Annotated in this window: 17 protein-coding genes and 4 pseudogenes; 4 read left to right on the top strand and 17 right to left on the bottom strand. The window is 50.3% G+C overall.

Annotated elements, in window-relative coordinates:
- Positions 1 to 175: 175 nt before the first annotated feature.
- The 15 genes and pseudogenes from lipA to leuS form a co-directional block, all read right to left on the bottom strand.
- Positions 176 to 1,141: a lipoyl synthase gene (gene lipA, locus C7B16_RS22225; RefSeq protein WP_107180162.1), complete on the bottom strand. Its 966-nt coding sequence runs from the start codon at positions 1,139 to 1,141 to the stop codon at positions 176 to 178.
- A gap of 209 nt (positions 1,142 to 1,350) precedes the next feature.
- Positions 1,351 to 1,513: pseudogene (locus tag C7B16_RS25870) on the bottom strand (LysR family transcriptional regulator); the annotation flags it as partial.
- 42 nt (positions 1,514 to 1,555) lie between these two features.
- The gene (lipB, locus tag C7B16_RS22215) at positions 1,556 to 2,197 is read right to left on the bottom strand and encodes a lipoyl(octanoyl) transferase LipB (RefSeq protein ID WP_105268256.1); all 642 of its coding nucleotides are present in this window, start codon (positions 2,195 to 2,197) and stop codon (positions 1,556 to 1,558) included.
- A gap of 99 nt (positions 2,198 to 2,296) precedes the next feature.
- Positions 2,297 to 2,560 (bottom strand): DUF493 family protein YbeD, encoded by a 264-nt coding sequence (gene ybeD, locus C7B16_RS22210; RefSeq protein WP_000850550.1) that lies wholly within the window; start codon positions 2,558 to 2,560, stop codon positions 2,297 to 2,299.
- Between the two features lie 108 nt (positions 2,561 to 2,668).
- Complete coding sequence (dacA, locus tag C7B16_RS22205; RefSeq protein ID WP_010380725.1) at positions 2,669 to 3,880, bottom strand: D-alanyl-D-alanine carboxypeptidase DacA; 1,212 nt, start codon at positions 3,878 to 3,880, stop codon at positions 2,669 to 2,671.
- A 138-nt stretch (positions 3,881 to 4,018) separates the two neighbouring features.
- Positions 4,019 to 5,095, bottom strand: coding sequence for an endolytic peptidoglycan transglycosylase RlpA (gene rlpA / locus C7B16_RS22200; RefSeq protein ID WP_001231396.1), 1,077 nt, complete (start codon positions 5,093 to 5,095; stop codon positions 4,019 to 4,021).
- Positions 5,096 to 5,105: 10 nt separating this feature from the next.
- Positions 5,106 to 6,218, bottom strand: a complete 1,113-nt coding sequence (gene mrdB / locus C7B16_RS22195) for a peptidoglycan glycosyltransferase MrdB (protein ID WP_000131717.1) — start codon at positions 6,216 to 6,218, stop codon at positions 5,106 to 5,108.
- A gap of 2 nt (positions 6,219 to 6,220) precedes the next feature.
- On the bottom strand, positions 6,221 to 8,122 hold the full coding sequence (gene mrdA / locus C7B16_RS22190; protein WP_000776176.1) for a peptidoglycan DD-transpeptidase MrdA: 1,902 nt from the start codon (positions 8,120 to 8,122) through the stop codon (positions 6,221 to 6,223).
- A gap of 30 nt (positions 8,123 to 8,152) precedes the next feature.
- Positions 8,153 to 8,620: a 23S rRNA (pseudouridine(1915)-N(3))-methyltransferase RlmH gene (rlmH, locus tag C7B16_RS22185; protein WP_000776104.1), complete on the bottom strand. Its 468-nt coding sequence runs from the start codon at positions 8,618 to 8,620 to the stop codon at positions 8,153 to 8,155.
- Between the two features lie 3 nt (positions 8,621 to 8,623).
- Positions 8,624 to 8,941 carry a ribosome silencing factor gene (gene rsfS / locus C7B16_RS22180; protein WP_001161664.1) on the bottom strand — a complete coding sequence of 106 codons (318 nt, stop codon included), beginning with the start codon at positions 8,939 to 8,941 and terminating at the stop codon, positions 8,624 to 8,626.
- Between the two features lie 259 nt (positions 8,942 to 9,200).
- Positions 9,201 to 9,812 (bottom strand): adenosylcobalamin/alpha-ribazole phosphatase, encoded by a 612-nt coding sequence (locus tag C7B16_RS22175; RefSeq protein WP_107180161.1) that lies wholly within the window; start codon positions 9,810 to 9,812, stop codon positions 9,201 to 9,203.
- Positions 9,813 to 9,835: 23 nt separating this feature from the next.
- Positions 9,836 to 10,477 (bottom strand): nicotinate-nucleotide adenylyltransferase, encoded by a 642-nt coding sequence (nadD, locus tag C7B16_RS22170; protein WP_010380730.1) that lies wholly within the window; start codon positions 10,475 to 10,477, stop codon positions 9,836 to 9,838.
- A gap of 1 nt (position 10,478) precedes the next feature.
- Entirely contained in the window at positions 10,479 to 11,510 is a 1,032-nt protein-coding gene (holA, locus tag C7B16_RS22165; protein WP_107180160.1) for a DNA polymerase III subunit delta, read from the bottom strand.
- A complete protein-coding gene (gene lptE, locus C7B16_RS22160) occupies positions 11,510 to 12,088 on the bottom strand; it encodes an LPS assembly lipoprotein LptE (RefSeq protein WP_001269683.1) in 579 nt (192 codons plus the stop codon). Before lptE ends, holA begins: the two co-directional genes overlap by 1 nt.
- Positions 12,089 to 12,102: 14 nt before the next feature.
- Entirely contained in the window at positions 12,103 to 14,685 is a 2,583-nt protein-coding gene (gene leuS, locus C7B16_RS22155) for a leucine--tRNA ligase (RefSeq protein WP_001366479.1), read from the bottom strand.
- Between the two features lie 234 nt (positions 14,686 to 14,919).
- Here leuS and C7B16_RS22150 point away from each other — a divergent pair, with 234 nt between their 5' ends.
- Entirely contained in the window at positions 14,920 to 15,402 is a 483-nt protein-coding gene (locus C7B16_RS22150; protein WP_001044880.1) for a zinc ribbon-containing protein, read from the top strand.
- Positions 15,403 to 15,476: 74 nt separating this feature from the next.
- Here the strand turns inward: C7B16_RS22150 and C7B16_RS25470 are convergent.
- Positions 15,477 to 15,581 (bottom strand): annotated as a pseudogene (locus tag C7B16_RS25470) (hypothetical protein); the annotation flags it as partial.
- 92 nt (positions 15,582 to 15,673) lie between these two features.
- On the opposite strand from C7B16_RS25470, the pseudogene C7B16_RS22145 reads away from it, so the two are divergent.
- Positions 15,674 to 16,006 (top strand): annotated as a pseudogene (locus C7B16_RS22145) (J domain-containing protein); the annotation flags it as partial.
- 28 nt (positions 16,007 to 16,034) lie between these two features.
- On the opposite strand, the gene C7B16_RS22140 reads toward C7B16_RS22145, so the two are convergent.
- Positions 16,035 to 16,589: a tetratricopeptide repeat protein gene (locus C7B16_RS22140; protein ID WP_107180159.1), complete on the bottom strand. Its 555-nt coding sequence runs from the start codon at positions 16,587 to 16,589 to the stop codon at positions 16,035 to 16,037.
- A 101-nt stretch (positions 16,590 to 16,690) separates the two neighbouring features.
- Between C7B16_RS22140 and C7B16_RS22135 the strand changes: the two genes are divergently transcribed.
- Both C7B16_RS22135 and C7B16_RS22130 read left to right on the top strand, forming a co-directional pair.
- Positions 16,691 to 17,398 carry a DUF1266 domain-containing protein gene (locus C7B16_RS22135; RefSeq protein WP_107180158.1) on the top strand — a complete coding sequence of 236 codons (708 nt, stop codon included), beginning with the start codon at positions 16,691 to 16,693 and terminating at the stop codon, positions 17,396 to 17,398.
- A pseudogene (locus C7B16_RS22130) lies at positions 17,395 to 18,516 on the top strand (J domain-containing protein); the annotation flags it as partial. The gene C7B16_RS22135 and the pseudogene C7B16_RS22130, both read left to right, overlap by 4 nt.
- Positions 18,517 to 18,640 lie beyond the last annotated feature (124 nt).

The following is an 18,640-nucleotide window of genomic DNA, read 5'->3' as shown; positions in this document are numbered from 1 at the left end:
TCGTAACGGGATACCAGATCAAGGGCCTGTCCAATGTGCATAAAAAAATCCGGAAACGAGTGAGCGTTTCCGGATTCTTACACAGCCACTGGATCGGTCAACTGATCCTTAACTGATCGGCATTACTTCAGATAGCGGGTTTTTTATCAGACAGATGTAAGTAATTATTACAGAATTACTTAACTTCCATCCCTTTCGCCTGCAAGTCGGCGTGGTAAGAAGAGCGGACAAACGGACCGCATGCAGCATGGGTAAAGCCCATCGCCAGCGCTTCGGCTTTCATTTCGTCGAACTCATCCGGGCTAACGTAACGTTGAACCGGCAGGTGATGGCGGCTTGGCTGCAAATATTGCCCCAGCGTTAACATGGTCACGCCATGACGACGCAGATCGCGCATTACTTCAATAATATCTTCATTGGTTTCACCCAGACCTACCATCAGACCAGATTTGGTCGGGATTTCCGGATGCGCTTCTTTAAAGCGTTCCAGCAGTTTCAGCGACCAGTTGTAATCTGCACCCGGGCGTACCTGACGGTAAATACGTGGTACGTTTTCCAGGTTATGGTTGAACACGTCTGGCGGTGTGGCGGTCAGAATATCCAGCGCGCGATCCATACGACCACGGAAATCCGGCACCAGAGTTTCAATTTTGATTTCCGGGCTTTTTTCCCGGATGGCAGTAATGCAATCTGCAAAATGCTGAGCACCGCCATCGCGCAGGTCATCGCGGTCAACGGAAGTGATAACCACATAGCGCAGTGCCATATCGGCAATGGTCTGCGCCAGTTTCACCGGCTCATTGGCATCCGGAGCTACCGGGCGACCGTGGGCAACGTCACAGAAAGGGCAACGGCGGGTACAAATAGCGCCGAGGATCATAAACGTTGCTGTACCGTGGTTGAAGCATTCCGCCAGGTTAGGGCAGGAGGCTTCCTCGCAGACAGAATGCAGGCCATTTTTGCGCATTGCGGCTTTGATGCCCTGGATACGTGTAGAGTCCGCTGGAAGCTTGATTTTCATCCATTCCGGCTTGCGCAGCAGGGCTTCGCGCTCTGTTGCCACGTTTTTAACCGGGATAAGAGCCATCTTATCGGCATCGCGGTATTTAACACCGCGTTCCATCACAATGGGTTTACTCATAGCGTGCGTGTTCCAGTTGCGAATTACGAAGGAAAGCGTTTCAATTCAATAGATTGTTGTAATTATCAACTATTTTTGAATTAACGACTGGCAGTATATCATTGAAACGAACCTGAAAGCAGCCAAAGCGGTCGCGAAAATGTAAAATTGTTGTTGGATTGTGCCATTTTATCGTTCTACGCTGTGAACTGGCTGTAACAATACTTTTTTCAAAATGCGTTATCGGTAACATCAATCATTCACCGTGAAGTAGGGGGGGCGGATGAATCGTTTGTAATGAAGAGCAAAATCAATTTGCTCTTCATTTAATGTTAGAAAGGGCTATCTCTCCAGAGGCCAGCAACGGCTAAAGAGGACATAAACGTGGGCGGGAAAGCAATGACCCAGTGTAAGTTGGGCCATTTATGAGAGCCATTAAGCAGGGATGTATTCTACGACAGGGTTGTTTAGCAGCATTAAAATATTTGCCAGCAAACGCGGTGCTACATTATCGGTTGTCGCATCAGGTTTCCATTGCGATATTTTAGCCATTTCCATTCCCGCATAGCCACAAGGGTTAATGCGTAAAAATGGAGAAAGATCCATATTGACGTTTAATGCCAGACCGTGAAATGAACAACCGCGACGAATACGTAAGCCGAGTGAGCAAATTTTCTTTTCCCCGACATAGACCCCAGGGGCATCAGCACGAGGATGCGCTTCAATATCCAGTTCAGCCAGGGTATTAACGACCGTTTGTTCGAGTAAGGTCACCAGCTCACGCACGCCCAGTTTGCGGCGTTTAAGATTGAACAGAACGTACATCACCTGCTGACCTGGGCCGTGATAAGTCACCTGACCGCCACGGTCGCTTTGGATCACCGGAATATCGCCCGGCATTAAGATATGTTCTGCTTTCCCCGCCTGCCCCTGAGTAAATACAGGGGGATGTTCTACCAACCAGATCTCATCCAGGGTGTTTTCATCGCGGGTATCGGTGAATTCATGCATAGCCTGTGAAATAGGCTCATAGGGCTGAAGGCCGAGCTGGCGGACAAGAATTTTATCCTGATACAAAACGGCATCTCCGTGGAGAATGAGTAAAAGAGGAGAAAAAGTATATCACAGCGGGGGGAGGGGAGTTACCCGACCAGGGCCGGGTAACGGAGAAACGAATTACAGTACCATGCGGACAATATCGATTTTGCCCAGCTCTTCATACAGAGTTTCAACCTGCTCGATATGAGTGGCGTTGATAGTGATAGATACCGAGTGGTAGTTGCCTTTGCTGCTTGGTTTTACCGTTGGGGTGTAGTCACCTGGCGCATGGCGCTGTACCACTTCAACCACCTGATCAACCAGCTCAGGTAACGCCTGCCCCATTACTTTGTAGGTAAACGGAGTAGGGAATTCAAGCAGTTCGTTAAGTTTGGTTTTCATGTCAGCTCCGGCGTAACGTAATTAAATAGCAACTCCCGCCAGAAGGCGGGAGTTTTTACTGATGTTTAGTATATGGGGGCGGAAATTACACTTTCAAGTGTTCAATTTTTAGCCAAACCAGTGATGGAACATTAATTTAATGTAATCAATGATTTTACCGAAGAAGTTACCTTCCGGAATTTCCTGTAACACTACCAGCGGACGCTGTTCAATGGTTTTGCCGTCAAGCTGGAAGTTAATTGTGCCGACCACCTGATTCTTCTGCAGCGGCGCATGCAGTTCGCTGTTGTTCAGCACGTAACTGGCTTTCAGATCTTTCATGCGGCCACGCGGAATAGTCAGGTAAACATCTTTATCGACACCTAACGAAGCGCGGTCAGTATTACCAAACCATACCGGTTCAGAGGCAAATTCTTTGCCGACTTTCAGCGGGTTAACGGTTTCGAAGAAACGGAATCCCCAGGTCAGCAGTTTTTTACTTTCGGCTTCACGGCCTTTGAAAGTGCGCCCGCCCATGACTGCGGAGATCAGACGCATCTGACCTTCTGTCGCGGAAGCGACAAGATTGTAACCTGCTTTGTCAGTGTGACCGGTTTTGATACCGTCAACATTCAGGCTGTTATCCCACAGCAGGCCGTTACGGTTGAGCTGACGAATACCGTTAAAGGTGAACTCTTTCTCTTTATAGATAGAGTATTCATTTGGCACATCACGAATCAACGCCTGTCCGATCAGCGCCATATCACGTGCGGAGCTGTACTGACCGTCAGCGTCCAGACCATGTACAGTCTGGAAGTGGGTATTTTTCAGACCCAGCGCGTTAACGTAGCTGTTCATCAGGCCAACAAAAGCATCCTGACTACCGGCGGCAAAGTCTGCCATCGCCACACAAGCATCGTTACCGGATTGCAGGTTGATACCGCGGATCAGCTGTGAAACCGGCACCTGCATACCAGGTTTGAGGAACATCAGTGAAGAACCTTTGAACACCGGGTTACCGGTAGCCCAGGCGTCGTTACCGATGGTCACTAAATCCGTTTCTTTAAATTTACCTGCTTTCATCGCCTGACCGATAACGTAGCTGGTCATCATTTTTGTCAGGCTGGCAGGGTCGCGGCGGACATCTGCATTTTGCTCAGCGAGCACTTTGCCAGAGTTATAGTCGATCAGGATGTAGGACTCCGCGTCGATCTGCGGTACACCCGGGATCATAGTTTTGATATTCAGGTCATCGGCATGTGCAGCAGAGATAAAGGCTGTGCAAAGAGCCGTGGTGAGCGCCAGGCGCTGCATGAAACGAGCGGAAAAAATGGTATTCATGGTCTGAACTACGACATCCGTGATGGAATTAAAAAAGTGCCCTACTATAGCAAATGCACTACCGCCAGGCATCTGACTTTCCGCGTGACTTTGTTAATGTCATTTACAGAAATTGACATTTCAGATGCCTGCTTTACGCTACTGCGCGGTGGTAATAAATGACTGTAATTGGGCTTCGGTTTGTAAACGTTGCTGCAAAGCACTGGCTTCGGCTTTGCTGGCAAATGGGCCAAGTTGAATACGCCAGACTGCGCCGTTTTGCGTCACACGCCCGGGTACTCCGAACTTCTGTCCTAACTGCTGCTGATACTGTTGCGCGCGCGCCTGATCGCTAACGGCGCCAACTTGCACCATAAAGTTACCGCTGGAGGCTGGCGACGCGGCTTGTGGTGTCACCATTGCTGACGTTGTAGCCGGTGCTGTGACCACGGGCTGTGGTGCAGGCGTCGGTTCACTGCCTTCCAGCACGCCAGGTGCCAGGGTGGTTGGCGCGCCGAGGAAGCCGCTGCTGGTTACCGGGGCTCCGGTTGGATCTTCGCTTTTCAGCGTCGAATTGCTGACGGGAAGAATATCGCCCTGCGGGCCAGATACTGAACTTGTTCCCGCTCCGCCGCTTAAATCAGGTGGTGCGGGCAGGGCGTAAGTTTGCTTGGCGACGGTGGTGCAGGCCATACCGGGACCAGACAGCGAACCATCTTGCGCCACAATAATGGGATCGATGCGAACTTTGGTGTTGTTCGACGTGTTAAGACGGTCGGCTGCTGCGCGAGAAAGCGAAATTACGCGATCATTGCCATAAGGACCACGATCGTTAATGCGCACCACAATCATCCGACCGTTAGCCAGGTTAGTGATTCGCGCATAGCTGGGGATCGGCAACGTCGGGTGCGCCGCTGTTAGCTGCATCGGATCGAATGCTTCACCTGAGGCCGTCAGATTGCTGCCAGGTTCGGCATCATAAATAGCAGCCAGGCCCGCCTGACTAAAGCGAGAAGGATCCTGCACGATTTTGTAGCTTTTGCCATCGCGCTGGTAATCCTGATTCGCCGTCGCGTTCAGTGGTTCGAAACGCGGTTCTGCCCCGCCAATCTCAACTATTGGGCCGTTACATACCGCAGGCTGCGGCACACTTACCGTCTGTTGCTGACCATCATCGCTTGTACATGCCGCGAGCATTCCTGCCGCGATGCAGATCCCGAGCCACTGCTTACGCATTGCACACCTCTTACACGCTTTTCGACAACATTTTCCTGTGGGTGTGGATTGACATAACAATCCCGAACCCAGCCATCAGCACTATGAGCGCCGATCCTCCATAACTGACCAGTGGGAGCGGAACCCCTACAACCGGCAGAATACCGCTTACCATACCAATATTTACGAAGACATAAACGAATAATATCAGCATTAAACCGCCAGCCATGACGCGACCAAAGGTGGTTTGCGCTCTGGCGGCTATCCACAGTCCGCGCATGATCAACAGAATGTAGAGGGCGAGCAGAATCAAAATGCCTACTAACCCCAGTTCTTCCGCCAGTACCGCGAAGATAAAGTCGGTATGGCGTTCGGGCAGAAATTCAAGCTGTGACTGAGTGCCGTGCAGCCAGCCTTTGCCGCGTAATCCACCGGAGCCAATAGCAATTTTAGACTGAATAATGTGATAGCCCGCGCCGAGTGGGTCTGATTCCGGGTCAAGGAGCATCATTACGCGCTGGCGCTGGTAATCATGCATCAGGAAGAACCACAGAATTGGAATGAATGCTGCTACCAGCACCACCGCAACGCCAATCAAGCGCCAGCTAAGGCCAGAGAGGAAAAGCACAAACAACCCGGAAAGCGCAACGAGGATTGATGTCCCCAGGTCTGGCTGCGCTGCCACCAGCAGTGTTGGCATAAAAATCAGCACCAGCGCGATGGCGGTATTTTTTAACGATGGCGGACAAACGTCACGGTTGATAAAACGAGCTACCATCAACGGTACGGCTATTTTGGCGATTTCCGATGGCTGGAAACGGACGATACCGAGATCCAGCCAGCGTTGAGCGCCTTTGGATATGGCACCAAAGGCATCTACTGCCACCAGTAAAATAATACAGATGATATAGAGATAGGGTGCCCAGCCTTCATAGACGCGCGGAGGGATTTGCGCCATGACCACCATAATGACCAGACCCATTGCGATTTGGCCAATTTTACGCTCCATCATGCCGATATCCTGGCCGCTGGCGCTCCAGATTACCAGAGCACTGTAGACCAGCAATGCCAGTAAGATCAGCAGCATTGTGGGATCAAGATGGACTTTATCCCAGAATGTTTTTTTATTCGGATTATCCGTCATGATTAATGGTCCTCCGCTGCGGTAACCGCTGGATTTTCCGCAGGCAGATCGGTGTTGTTATCGCCAAGCATAATGTGGTCGAGGATCTGGCGCATTAGCGTACCGACCGCCGGGCCCGCGCCGCCGTTTTCCAGAATCATAGCGACAGCCACTTGCGGATTGTTATACGGTGCAAATGCGGTCATCAGTTTGTGGTCACGCAGACGTTCGGCAATTTTGTGCGCATTATAAGTTTCGTTCGCTTTCAGACCGAAGACCTGCGCCGTACCAGATTTCGCCGCAATTTTGTACGGTGCGCTGGCAAAGTATTTATGCGCCGTGCCATTAGGGCGGTTGGCAACCCCGAACATGCCATCTTTTGCCAGCTCCCAGTAACCTGAATGAATATCGCCAACTGGCGGTTCATGTGGCGGCACCCACGGCACTTGTTTGCCATCTTCGGCGGTGCTCATCAGCAAATGTGGAACCTTCACGATACCGTCGTTAATCAGGATCATCAGTGCTTTACTCATCTGGATAGGGGTTGCAGTCCAGTAACCCTGACCGATACCGACCGGAATGGTGTCACCCTGATACCACGGTTTTTTAAAGCGTTTCTGTTTCCATTCGCGGGTAGGCATGTTACCGGAACGTTCTTCAGCAAGATCGATACCGGTGTAATGACCGTAACCGAATTTACCCATCCATTCGGAAAGGCGATCGATCCCCATATCGTAGGCAACCTGATAGAAGAAGGTATCCGCAGATTCTTCCAGCGATCTCGTGACATTCAGGCGACCATGCCCCCATTTTTTCCAGTCACGGTAACGTTTTTCCGAACCCGGTAGTTGCCACCAGCCGGGGTCGAACAAGCTGGTATTGCGGGTAATGACGCCCGCGCTAAGCGCAGAAACAGCTACATACGGCTTAACAGTCGAGGCTGGCGGATAAACCCCCTGCGTGGCGCGGTTCACCAGCGGTGTGTTCGGGTCGTTCAGCAACGCGGAATAATCTTTGCTGGAGATGCCGTCAACAAACAGGTTCGGGTCATAGCTTGGCGTGGAAACCAGCGCCAGAACGCCACCTGTACGCGGATCGGTGACCACGACAGCCGCACGACTGCCTGCCAGCAGTGTCTCAATATACTGCTGGAGTTTGAGATCAATCGTCAGGTAAATATCGTGCCCGGCTTGCGGTGGGACTTCTTTTAACTGGCGGATAACGCGACCACGGTTGTTAACTTCAACTTCTTCATAACCCGTCTGACCGTGCAGCACGTCTTCGTAATAACGCTCAATTCCCAACTTACCAATGTCATGCGTCGCGGCATAGTTGGCCAGTTTGCCGTCATTATTCAGGCGTTCGACATCTTTATCGTTGATTTTCGAGACGTAACCGATGACATGCGTCAGTGCTGAGCCGTAGGGATAGTAACGGCGTTTATAGCCTTTCACTTCCACCCCCGGAAAACGGTACTGATTGACGGCAAAGCGTGCAACTTGTACTTCGGTCAGATTAGTTTTCACCGGAATGGAGGTAAAACGGTGTGAACGTGCGCGCTCTTTTCTGAAGGCTGCAATATCGTCATCGGTCAGATCGACCACGTTGCGCAGGGCATCCAGCGTTTGCTGCACGTTATCGACTTTCTCTGGCATCATCTCTATCTGATAGATAGTGCGATTGAGTGCCAGAGGGATGCCGTTACGGTCGTATATAATGCCGCGGCTGGGGGCGATAGGCACCAGCTTGATGCGGTTTTCATTAGAACGGGTCTGATAATCGGTAAAACGAACAATTTGCAGATTATACAGGTTGGCGATAAGCACGCCGGTCAGCAGCAAAATCCCCAAAAAGGCGACCAGCGCCCGGCGCACAAACAGCGCGGACTCTGCCGTATAGTCGCGAAAAGAGTTCTGTAGTTTCATCCGCTGCGTTTTCTACTCAAAGCTTTCTTATCACTCACGATGATAAGGATGGTTGGTGGTGATGCTCCACGCCCGGTACAGACTTTCTGCGACCAGTACGCGAACCAGCGGATGGGGGAGTGTCAGCGCGGAAAGCGACCAGCTTTGTTCTGCTGCTGCTTTACAGGCAGGCGATAACCCTTCCGGCCCGCCAATAAGCAGGCTGACGTCGCGGCCATCGAGTTTCCAGCGTTCCAGTTCAGCGGCTAACTGCGGCGTGTCCCAGGGCTTGCCTGGAATATCGAGGGTGACAATGCGGTTTTTACCTGCGGCTGCCAGCATTTGCTCACCCTCTTTGTCGAGTATGCGCTTGATGTCCGCGTTCTTGCCGCGTTTTCCGGCCGGTATTTCAATCAGCTCAAAAGGCATATCTTTTGGAAAACGACGCAGGTACTCGGTAAAACCGGTTTGTACCCAGTCCGGCATTTTCGTTCCTACGGCGACAAGTTGCAGCTTCACACATTAACTCCAGAGTTTTTCCAGCTCATACAGGCGACGGCTCTCTTCCTGCATAACATGGACAATCACATCGCCCAGATCGACGACGATCCAGTCAGCGCTGTTTTCACCTTCAACGCCGAGCGGCAACAGACCCGCTGCACGGGACTCCTGCACCACATGGTCGGCAATAGACATGACATGACGGCTGGATGTACCCGTACAGATGATCATGCAGTCGGTGATGCTGGATTTGCCCTGAACGTCTAAGGCGATGATGTCCTGACCTTTGAGGTCATCAATTTTGTCGATAACAAAATCCTGGAGTGCTTTACCCTGCAAGTTTTCCCCCTGGGTGAATCAAAAAAGATAAAAATGGTCTGTCAGTATACCTGAACCAGAGGCGATTTCGGGACAATTGTCTCCGAATCGGCTTCGAAAGTGGGCTATCATCCCACCCCGCGCCGCAGATTGCATCGCCATTTTTGTAAAACAATTTCTACAAAGTCGTGTTTAGCGGAAAAAGTCTGGCTGCGGAGAATATCAGCCTGCCCGGGGCTGTCAATGGTCGTTGCGGCTTACCCGTAAAAAAACAGAAAAGTCATGTGCTCTCGAACCCGATGGCACGGCTATTGAGGACACGCAAGGTTACAAATGTTTCGTTGATATCAATGGCGCTCCAGCATCCCTGGTCGATGCGAAAATGCCACATTGCCCCGGCGGGCATGCCAATTAAACGGGCAATTAACAGGCTCAACACGCCCTGATGGCTGACGACTAATATATTTTTATATTGCTGATATTCCTTAAGCCCGGCGATAAAGCGCTCTACGCGTTGCGAAAACGCCTGAAACCCTTCACCGTTAGTCGGGATGGTATGCTGCCAGTCATCGCACCACGCGCTGTAATTTTCAGCATCTTCTTGCATCAAATCGCGATGGTGCCGCATCTCCCAGTCACCAAAAAACATTTCGTTGAGTTCAGGGACGGTGTGTAGGGAGAGCTGACGATCGCTGAGAACCAGCCGCGCGGTATGCTGCGCACGTTCCAGTTCACTGCATAAAACTATATCGAAGGGAACATCACGCAGCAGGGTATGCAGGCTTTGCGCTTGCTCGACACCGCGCGCGGTCAGTGGCGTTGGCGCATGACCACTATATAAACCATCGACATTCGCTTGCGTTTCTCCATGACGAATTAACCATAGTCGCATCATTCCCTCCGTGATGACAGGTATCAGCGATACAAGCCTTGTTGGTTAATGTAGGTCAATACTGATTCCGGCAACAAATCCTCACACGATTCACCGTTTTGCAAACGTTCGCGGATAATGGTCGCAGAAATGTTAAACCACGGCGTTTCAGCAAGATAAATTTTACCGGCAGACTGAAGATGCAGATCTTCCGGGTTATGCGTCAAATGATCTTCCAACCACTGTTGATACTGTGGTTGCGCCATTTCAAGCGGATAACCGGGACGCCGACAGACAATCAAGTGTGCATTGTCGAGAATGGTTTCGTATTCGTACCAGGTCGGAAAGGTCAGCAATGAATCCTGACCGATAATAAATGCCAGCGGCACATCTGGTCCTTGCTCTTGCCGCCACTCTTTTAGTGTTTGTGCAGTGTAAGAGGGGGCATTGCGCTTTAACTCGCGTTCATCCAGGGTAAACAGAGGCTTGTCGGCAATCGCCAGTTCAAGCATGTGTTTTCGCTGTGCGCTGTTCGCTTCCGGCTGCGGACGATGCGGAGGAACATTGTTAGGGATGATAGTAACCCGCGTCAGACCAATCAAATTCGCCAGTGTTTCCACGGGTTTAAGATGACCATAGTGCACCGGATCAAAGGTGCCGCCAAACAGAGCCTGTAAAGATTTCATATCAACCATCGATAAATACGTCCGCCAGTGGTTTATGGCTTAACAGAAGAGATAACCCCTCCAGCTCTGCCCACACCGACTGACCGTAATCTTGTTTGAGGGTGAGTTCCGTTCGTGCCAGAAGTTGCACGGCCTGACGTAACTGCGGCTGGCTTAGGCGATTTAACGCCTCACCCATCATGCCCCGGCGGTTCTGCCAAACGCGATGCTTATCAAACAACACGCGTAATGGCGTATGGGCAGACTGGCGTTTCAGGTTAACCAGTAACAACAGTTCACGTTGTAACGTGCGCAACAAAATAACCGGCTCGCTGCCTTCCAGACGCAGTTGCTGAAGAATATGCAACGCGCGCTTGCTTTTGCCCATTAACAAAGCATCAACCCAATGAAAAGGGGTGAAATGCGCGGCATCATTCACCGCTTGCTCAACGCGTGGCAGCGTCAGTTTGCCGTCAGGCCAGAGTAACGACAATCGCTCCAGTGCCTGTGCCAGCGCCAACAGGTTACCTTCATAACAATAGCAGAGTACCTGATTTGCGGCGTCATCCAGTTCCAGGTTGAGCTGTTTGGCTCGCGTGGCAACCCAGCGAGGGAGCTGGGCCTGTTCCGGCGTCTGACAGGTTACCTGCACACTTCGATTGGCAAGTGAGGTAAACCAGGCGGCATTTTCCTGCGCTTTACTTAACTTATTGCCGCGTATGATCAACAGCAGATCGTCATGCAGAAGTCCGGTGAGCGTGAATAGTTGTTCATTGATCGCTGCATTTGGCCCATTTTCTGGTAATAACAGCAACAGCGTTTGTCGACTGGCGAACAGGCTCATGGCCTGGCATAACGAAAAAATCGCATTCCAGTCCGTGTTGGGATCAATGGAGAAAGTGTGGTGTTCTTCGAATCCTTGTGCTGCGGCCACCTGACGAACAGCGTCCTGGCTTTCCTGCAACAACAGGGGATCGTTACCAAGTAAAAGATACGCCGCGCGCAGCCCTTCATTGAGCTGCGCGCGGAGTTGTTCTGGGTACAACCGAATCATCAGTTACCCAGTGTGGTGGAGACGCGTGCAGGCGTTGCTGTAGTATCCGTTGTTGTCGACGTATCTTCGTCGGAACGGATATCCGCAGCGCGAATGCTTGGCAGCTTACGAATAAGCTGTTCGGCGGCACGGTCGTACATCTCTTGAATGATCATGCTCTGCTCATTATCTTTCGCTAACGCCATTTGCGGGTTATCGAAGAACGAACGGAAGACTTTGGCGCTAATCGGGTAGATGTCACGGCCAGGGATCAATACGGTCGCATTCACCGTCATGATCATCTGATACTCTGCTGTTTGACCGTTACGGAATACCGAGGCGGTATCTTTCGCGATGCTCACTTTGCCCAGACGCAGAGATGGGACATCCTTGCGTGTAGTTTCTTTATCAAGTAGCTCAACACCGTTCAGACGCAACTGATTACGCACCGCACGGCTTAACGGCCCGTTCGGGTCGCCAGAGTCCAGGATCATGACTTTCATGGTGGAAGGAATCTGCGTGGTGTTACGCAGATGCCAGCCACACCCGGCGGTGATTAACACCGCCAGAGATAACAACAATGTTGCCAGATATCGCACGCTTCCTCCCGCGCTTAGCCAACGACCAGATTGAGGAGTTTACCCGGTACGTAAATCACTTTACGTACGGTAACGCCATCAAGATATTTTGCCACCAGATGTTCCTGGCCAGCACGTTCGCGAACCTGCTCTTCCGTTGCATCCACCGGAACGGTGATTTTGGCACGGACTTTACCGTTAACCTGCACAACCACCAGCGTGGAATCTTCCACCATCGCTTTTTCGTCAGCAACCGGCCACGGCGCGTTGTCGATATCGCCTTCGCCTTTCAGCTCCTGCCACAAGGTGAAGCAGATGTGCGGCGTGAACGGGTTAAGCATACGCACAACGGCCAGCAGAGCTTCCTGCATCAGCGCGCGATCCTGCTCGCTATCGGTCGGCGCTTTCGCCAGCTTGTTCATCAGCTCCATAATCGCCGCAATTGCGGTGTTGAAGGTCTGACGACGGCCGATATCATCGGTTACTTTAGCGATAGTTTTATGAACATCGCGACGCAGAGCTTTCTGATCTTCAGTCAGTGCATCGACGTTCAGTGCCGCAACATCACCTTTTGCAGTGTGCTCGTAAACCAGTTTCCAGACACGTTTCAGGAAGCGGTTAGCCCCTTCAACGCCGGACTCCTGCCATTCGAGCGTCATATCTGCCGGAGATGCGAACATCATAAACAGACGAACGGTGTCCGCACCATAACGTTCAACCATTACCTGCGGGTCGATACCGTTATTCTTCGATTTGGACATTTTGCTCATGCCGGTATACACCAGCTCATGACCTGCCGCGTCTTTCGCTTTCACGATACGGCCTTTCTCGTCACGCTCAACGATGGCATCAACCGGAGAAACCCAGTTACGCTCGCCGTTTTCGCCAACGTAGTAGAAAGCATCTGCCAGCACCATGCCCTGACACAACAACTGTTTCGCTGGTTCGTCAGAGTTCACCATACCTGCATCACGCATCAGTTTATGGAAGAAGCGGAAGTAGAGCAGGTGCATGATGGCGTGTTCGATACCACCAATGTAGATATCTACCGGCAGCCAGTAGTTAGCTGCTTTGGAATCCAGCATACCTTCTTTGTACTCCGGGCAAGTGTAGCGCGCATAGTACCAGGAGGACTCCATAAAGGTGTCGAAGGTGTCGGTTTCACGCAGTGCTGGCATACCGTTAACAGTGGTTTTCGCCCACTCAGGATCTGCTTTGATTGGGCTGGTAATGCCGTCCATCACCACATCTTCCGGTAGGATCACCGGCAGTTGGTCATCCGGAGTTGGCATTACAGTACCGTCTTCCAGCGTAACCATTGGGATTGGCGCACCCCAGTAACGTTGACGGGAAACACCCCAGTCACGCAGGCGATAGTTAACTTTACGCTCGCCAACGCCCATTGCCGTCAGTTTGTCGGCAATGGCGTTAAAGGCCGCTTCATGGTCAAGACCGTTGAACTCGCCAGAGTTGAACAGCACGCCTTTTTCCGTCAGCGCCTGCTGGGAGAGATCCGGTTCAGAACCGTCAGCCGCCAGGATAACCGGCTTGATGTTCAGACCATATTTAGAGGCAAATTCGTAATCGCGCTGGTCGTGACCCGGAACGGCCATGACTGCGCCAGTGCCGTACTCCATCAATACGAAGTTTGCCGCCCAAACCGGAATTTCTTCGCCAGTTAATGGATGAACAGCTTTAAAGCCGGTATCGACGCCTTTTTTCTCCATCGTCGCCATTTCAGCTTCGGCAACTTTGGTGTTACGGCATTCATCAATAAAGGCCGCCAGTTCAGGATTATTTTCCGCTGCCTTCTGTGCCAGCGGGTGACCTGCCGCTACCGCCAGGTAGGTACAACCCATAAAGGTGTCAGGGCGGGTAGTGTAAACGGTCAGTGTGTTGTCATAGTCGTTAACGTTGAAGGTGATTTCCACGCCTTCGGAACGACCGATCCAGTTACGCTGCATGGTTTTAACAGTGTCTGGCCAGTGATCCAGTTTATCCAGATCGTTAAGCAGCTCGTCAGCGTAAGCGGTGATTTTGATAAACCACTGCGGGATCTCTTTACGTTCAACTTTGGTATCACAACGCCAGCAGCAGCCGTCGATAACCTGCTCGTTCGCCAGTACGGTCTGGTCGTTCGGGCACCAGTTGACCGCAGAAGTCTTCTTATACACCAGGCCTTTTTTATACAGCTCGGTGAAGAATTTCTGTTCCCAACGGTAGTATTCTGGCGTACAGGTCGCCAGCTCGCGGCTCCAGTCATAACCAAAGCCCAGCATTTTGAGCTGGTTTTTCATGTACGCGATGTTGTCATACGTCCACGGTGCTGGCGCGGTGTTGTTTTTCACCGCTGCGCCTTCCGCAGGCAGACCAAACGCATCCCAGCCGATCGGCTGAAGAACGTTTTTGCCCAGCATACGCTGGTAGCGGGCGATCACGTCACCAATGGTGTAGTTACGAACGTGGCCCATGTGTAGTCGACCAGAAGGATAGGGAAGCATAGACAGGCAGTAATACTTCTCTTTGCTCTCGTCTTCGGTTACTTCAAATGTGCGCTTCTCATCCCAGTGAAGCTGTACTTTGGATTCTATCTCTTCCGGGCGGTATTGCTCTTGCATGGCAGCCAGTGGTCCTGTTTTCAATACGGCTACAAATGTAGCGTTGAGGTGGTTTTTCAGATCCGCATAGCATAGCCCAAACGTCCGCGTCAAAACAGCCTTTCGCGCACTCGACGTTGAAATGATGCCCGGATTATTCATACATTAATTTACAGAGTTTGTGGGCGTATTAGCAAAGTAAGGAACAAAGAACGTCTATTATTATAGTCAGTTAACGACCCGGGAGATGAAACGATGAACAAGGTTGCTCAATATTACCGTGAACTGGTCGCGTCACTGAGCGAACGCCTGCGCAATGGCGAGCGTGATATCGACGCGCTGGTAGAACAGGCGCGCGAGCGCGTAATAAAAACAGGGGAGTTAACGCGAACCGAGGTCGATGAACTGACACGCGCCGTCAGACGTGACCTGGAAGAGTTCGCTATGAGCTATGAAGAGAGTCTGAAAGAAGAATCTGACAGTGTTTTTATGCGGGTGATTAAAGAAAGCTTGTGGCAGGAGCTGGCGGATATCACCGATAAAACGCAGCTTGAGTGGCGCGAAGTTTTCCAGGATCTCAACCATCACGGGGTTTACCACAGCGGAGAAGTGGTAGGGCTGGGGAATCTGGTCTGCGAGAAATGTCATTTTCATCTCCCAATCTACACGCCGGAAGTGCTGACGCTATGCCCGAAATGCGGTCACGACCAGTTCCAGAGACGCCCGTTCGAGCCGTAATAGTCTGATTTCGCACAGTAATAAAGATAATTTGGGTCGAATGAAAATCGTCCGACCCTTATCTGTTTTTATCTCTACAGTAAATTTTCAATCTCACGGATTTCTTTACTGACATCTCTTGTAGCGGATGACTGAACTTTACGGTACAAGTTGAGAGCCTGTCGGAGATCGACAGCCTTTACCAGTCAACCGCTTCTTCATATTTAGGGGGGCTGTATCGTCGAGAATGCGCCCCGGCAAATTGGCTGCTAATGCATGTTCTTAATACACTGAAATTGCAGAACATGAAATTTTGCTGGCATTTCGCGCATTATTATCCTCGGATGAGGAACGATTTAAGCAGTCCACCTGGCAGCGATTCATTCATCAATTAAATCATTGCTCAATGGAAGAGATTGATAAGTTACGCTGGTTGCTGTGCAGGATAACCATGAATGCTGCCTATTTATCTTTCGAGTATGTAGTGTTATTAGCAGAAAGAGTGCGGTGGTTGCAGGAGGAAAATGCCGGGATAATAGACGAAAAAGAACTGGAATCCTTTTTATATGCCATTGCCAGGGGGAATGTTTTTAACTTCCAGACCATCCTGTATTTACCCGTTGCATTCTCCATTTAGTTGGCTGATAAAAATCTTAATGTGCGGGAAACTCTGCAAGTAATTCTTCCGCATTTTTATAATGTTGTTCCGCTGCCAGTTTCAACCATTTGCGGGCTTCATAATTATTGACGTTTATGCCTGTGCCGTTTCTGTAGATCAAACCCAATGTGTATTGTGCATGAACATACCCTTGTTTAGCGGCTTCTTTATACCAGAGAATTGCTTTACGGGTATCGGGTTTGACTCCCAGCCCTTTCAGGTAGATCCACCCTAGTTTGCTCTGCGCGCGCGGATTTTCCTGTTCCGCCGATTGCTCATACCAGTACCTCGCCATTGCATAATCCAGCGGTTTACCATTACTACCATGAAGATAAAATTCGCCAAGGCGATATTGCGATGTTGAGTGACCATGAATGGCGGAAAGTTCCGTTGCTGCCGTGGTAAACGGAAGGCTGCCCGGTGCGCTTAAATAATCAAAGACATAATTCGCCATAGCTTTATCGCGCAAGGTCGTTTTCTTAGGTTGGCTAATACAAGTGATTGCCGCAACTATAAATATTGCGAATATAAAATATATTTTTTTGTTCATTTATCAATGCTTCGATTTTCTTTTTATTTTGAAAGCGTCAAGTTTATACTCATCATCAATAAAAAAGTAGTCAGTTAATGTACTTAAAGGATTGTTAATAAATGGATAAGGATGAACAACACCTTCTATTTGCGCTTTCTACGCCAATGGAAATTCTTAATCAGGGATGCAAGCCTGCACACGACTCGCCAAAAATGTATACCGGAATAAAAGAATTTGATCTCTCATCATCCTGGGGAATAAATAATCGTGATGATTTAATTCAGACTATTTACCAAATGACTGATGATGGCCACGCGAATAATTTAGCTGGTTTATATCTGGCATGGCATCGCTCTTCCCCTGATGAGTGGAAAGCATTAATTGCTGGTGGCCCCGAACGCGGGTTGATTTATACCCAATTCGTTGCCCAAACCGCTATGTGCTGTGGGGAAGGGGGAATCAAAGCCTGGGATTATGTTCGGATGGGGTTTTTGTCGCGCGTCGGTGTACTCAATAATTGGCTGACAGAAGACGAAAGTTTATGGCTGCAATCGCGCGTTTATGTTCGGGCACACAATTACTATCACAGTTGGATGCACTATTTTTCCGCCTATTCGTTAGGGCGTCTCTACTGGCAATCCTCCCAGTGTGAAGACAACGCTTCGCTACACGAGGCGCTAACCCTGTACAAATACGATAGTGCCGGAAGCCGAATGTTTGAAGAACTGGTGGCAGGAAGCGATCGTTTCTATGCCACGCTTCCCTGGCGGCCATTAACTGTTCAGCCTGAATGCCCGGCAACGCTTAAGGATGTGAGCGACCTATGAAAACATGTTGGCAAATTCTCGAAATCGAAAGCACAACGCAAATTGATATTATCCGTCAGGCTTATCTTGCTCGCTTACCGTTGTGTCATCCCGAAACCGATCCGCAAGGGTTTAAAGCATTACGTCAGGCCTATGAAGAAGCGCTGCGACTGGCGGTAAATTCTGTAGAAGAATCAGTTGATGAAAAGAGCAACGCCGCAGTTGAACATGAAGCACTGAGCGCATTCAGAGCATTACTGAATTCAGAAAGTGAACGTTTTCAGCCCTCCGCCTGGCAGAAATTTATTCAGCAATTAAATAACTACAATATGGAAGAGGTGGATCAATTACGCTGGTCGCTGTGTGCAATCGCCATAGAAGCGCGATACCTTTCATTAAATTGCGCTTCTTTGCTGGCCGGGCGTTTGAACTGGCATTCATTTAGTGACAGCGAAGGAATGGATGAAGAAGAGCGGGAGGCTTTTCTTGAGGCTATTCAGGCTGGGGATTGTTTCGATTTTCTTAGCCTTCTGGAATACCCCGTCGCGTTACAAAACCAGACTATTGAGTATTACTTCGCGCTGGAACGCTGCTGTCGTTACCATCCTGACTATGTTACTGCGTTTTTAGCGATGGAGGGTCCGTGGTTCATTCCTGATGATGCGAAGTTACATCGCAAACTGTTGCGCTGGTACAGCTCGGTGCAAACAGGTATGGCGGAACTCATTCCTGTAGCCCAACAGTGGCAAGCGGAAGAACCAGAAAGCGAAGATGCCCGTTATTACCAGTGTGCACAACGGTTGTACTGCGGCGAGGGGGAAAGCCTGCTTGCCGATCTCTGTGCATACTGGGAGAGTCATTCATCGACGCAAGCGGATAATTTGTTGTTGCAGTGGAGTGCGCAACATTGCCCGGATTATTTCGCGCTGTTAGTGATGGTTATCGAAGCGCAGAGCATGATTGATGCACAAGGTAAGCCGCTGAAATATGTTCCAGGCGAGAGCGCCCGAACACGGCTTTTGTGGGCGCAAATATTACATAGCGGTAAATTATCCTCTTTAGGGCAATCATTTATTGAATCGCTGTTTTATAAGCGCAAAGCATGGGCGTGGTGGAAATCAAAAGTCGGTAGCGAGACTGTAGTGGCACACTAAATTTGGCCACCTGAACAGAGGTGATATGCTCACCTCAGAACAACACAGGTGCTCCAATGAAAAAAAGAAATTTCAGCGCAGAGTTTAAACGCGAATCCGCTCAACTGGT

Source organism: Escherichia sp. 20412-1 (genome assembly GCF_003027595.1).
GTDB lineage: Bacteria > Pseudomonadota > Gammaproteobacteria > Enterobacterales > Enterobacteriaceae > Escherichia > Escherichia marmotae.
This window is presented reverse-complemented; position numbering and strand designations above follow the sequence as displayed.

Excerpts from the sequence above, each read along its gene's own strand:
- C7B16_RS22150 (WP_001044880.1), top strand. The coding sequence starts at position 14,920 with ATGAACAAGGTTGCTCAATATTACCGTGAACTGGTCGCGTCACTGAGC.
- mrdB (WP_000131717.1), bottom strand. The coding sequence starts at position 6,218 with ATGACGGATAATCCGAATAAAAAAACATTCTGGGATAAAGTCCATCTT.
- rlpA (WP_001231396.1), bottom strand. The coding sequence starts at position 5,095 with ATGCGTAAGCAGTGGCTCGGGATCTGCATCGCGGCAGGAATGCTCGCG.
- C7B16_RS22135 (WP_107180158.1), top strand. The coding sequence starts at position 16,691 with ATGGATAAGGATGAACAACACCTTCTATTTGCGCTTTCTACGCCAATG.
- mrdA (WP_000776176.1), bottom strand. The coding sequence starts at position 8,122 with ATGAAACTACAGAACTCTTTTCGCGACTATACGGCAGAGTCCGCGCTG.
- C7B16_RS22175 (WP_107180161.1), bottom strand. The coding sequence starts at position 9,812 with ATGCGACTATGGTTAATTCGTCATGGAGAAACGCAAGCGAATGTCGAT.
- C7B16_RS22140 (WP_107180159.1), bottom strand. The coding sequence starts at position 16,589 with ATGAACAAAAAAATATATTTTATATTCGCAATATTTATAGTTGCGGCA.
- ybeD (WP_000850550.1), bottom strand. The coding sequence starts at position 2,560 with ATGAAAACCAAACTTAACGAACTGCTTGAATTCCCTACTCCGTTTACC.
- nadD (WP_010380730.1), bottom strand. The coding sequence starts at position 10,477 with ATGAAATCTTTACAGGCTCTGTTTGGCGGCACCTTTGATCCGGTGCAC.
- dacA (WP_010380725.1), bottom strand. The coding sequence starts at position 3,880 with ATGAATACCATTTTTTCCGCTCGTTTCATGCAGCGCCTGGCGCTCACC.
- holA (WP_107180160.1), bottom strand. The coding sequence starts at position 11,510 with ATGATTCGGTTGTACCCAGAACAACTCCGCGCGCAGCTCAATGAAGGG.
- lipA (WP_107180162.1), bottom strand. The coding sequence starts at position 1,141 with ATGAGTAAACCCATTGTGATGGAACGCGGTGTTAAATACCGCGATGCC.
- leuS (WP_001366479.1), bottom strand. The coding sequence starts at position 14,685 with ATGCAAGAGCAATACCGCCCGGAAGAGATAGAATCCAAAGTACAGCTT.